The organism is Nguyenibacter vanlangensis (assembly GCF_013376155.1).
In the GTDB taxonomy this organism is placed as follows: domain Bacteria; phylum Pseudomonadota; class Alphaproteobacteria; order Acetobacterales; family Acetobacteraceae; genus Gluconacetobacter; species Gluconacetobacter vanlangensis.
This window is the reverse complement of record NZ_JABXXP010000787.1, coordinates 1-1230: the sequence shown is the minus strand read 5'-3', so window position 1 is coordinate 1230 and position 1230 is coordinate 1. Positions and strand designations below refer to the sequence as shown.

The window sequence follows — 1230 nt, the reverse complement described above, 5'->3', positions numbered from 1 at the left end:
GGCCGCAATGCCAGCTTCGCGGCGGTGGGCAACGCGATCGCCGCCGGCCTGATGGGGGCGGTGGGCTACTGGGTGTCGCCCCAGGCCACGTTCTTCCTCGGCGCCGCCCTGGCGGTGCCGGGATTGCTGGCGCTGATGATGATCGAGCGCACCGAGCCCGCGGCCTCGGTCAACACGGCGGCCCTGGCCGAGGGGGAGCGCGCCCCGCGCGAGATGGGACGGGTCTGGGATCTGCTGCGGGACAGGCGGCTGTTCTCGTTCGCCGTCTGCGTCGCGTTCTTCCATCTTTCCAACGCCGGCATCCTGTCGCTGGCGGCCGGGCAGGTGACGAAGGATGCGGGCAATATCGCCGAAATCGTCATCGCCGCGTGCATCCTGCTGCCGCAACTGGTCGGCGCCGTCCTGTCGCCGCATGTCGGCCGGCTGGCCGAGACGATCGGCCGCCGCCCGGTGATGCTGGTCACTTTCGCGGCCCTGCCGTTGCGCGCCGCCCTGCTGGCCACGACGACCAATCCCTATCTGATCGTGGCGATTCAGCTCCTGGACGGGATCAGTTCGGCGTCGTTCGGGGTCATGATGCCGCTGGTCGCCGCCGACCTGACGCGGGTCAGCGGGCGGTTCAATCTGTGCATGGGCATCCTGGGCCTGGCCATGGGGGCGGGGGCCAGTTTCTCGACCACCCTGGCCGGCACCGTCGCCGACCGTTCGCCGCCGCTGGCGTTCGTGCTGCTGGCGGCGGCGGGGCTGGTCTGCGTGCTGCTGGTCTGGCTGCTGATGGGCGACACCAGGCGCCGGAACGGGGCGCCGGCCGCGTCGCTCAGCGATCCAGCCAGGCGGGAACCGGCAGGTTCCGTTCCCGCAGGAAGGACGGATTGAACAGCTTGGACTGATAGCGGCTGCCGCCGTCCGCCAGGATGGTGACGATCCGGTGGCCCGGGCCGAGGCGCCGCGCCACCCGGATCGCCGCGGCGACATTGATGCCGGACGATCCGCCGACCGACAGGCCCTCATGGATCAGCAGGTCGTAGATCAGGTCCAGGGCCTCGGGGTCGGGCACGCGCTCGGCGTCGTCGATGGCGATGCCGTCCAGGTTGGCGGTCACCCGCGACTGGCCGATCCCTTCGGTGATGGAATTGCCGGCGATGCCCAGGTCGTTGGCCTTCACCCAGCCGTACAGGCCCGATCCCTCGGGGTCGGCCAGGACGATTTGCGGCCGCGCGCGCCCTGCGG

The 1230-nt window shown here is 71.0% G+C and carries 2 protein-coding genes; one reads left to right on the top strand and one right to left on the bottom strand.

Annotation, left to right across the window (positions count from 1 at the left end; all coding sequences use genetic code 11):
- Positions 1-876 (top strand): MFS transporter (locus HUK84_RS19035; RefSeq protein WP_176641619.1); only part of this gene is annotated, 876 nt, incomplete at its 5' end.
- On the opposite strand, the gene HUK84_RS19030 is transcribed toward HUK84_RS19035, so the two are convergent.
- The coding region (locus HUK84_RS19030; RefSeq protein ID WP_176641618.1) for a pyridoxal-phosphate dependent enzyme at positions 818-1230 on the bottom strand (413 nt) is incomplete at its 5' end. The two genes, HUK84_RS19035 and HUK84_RS19030, sit on opposite strands and share 59 nt — an antisense overlap.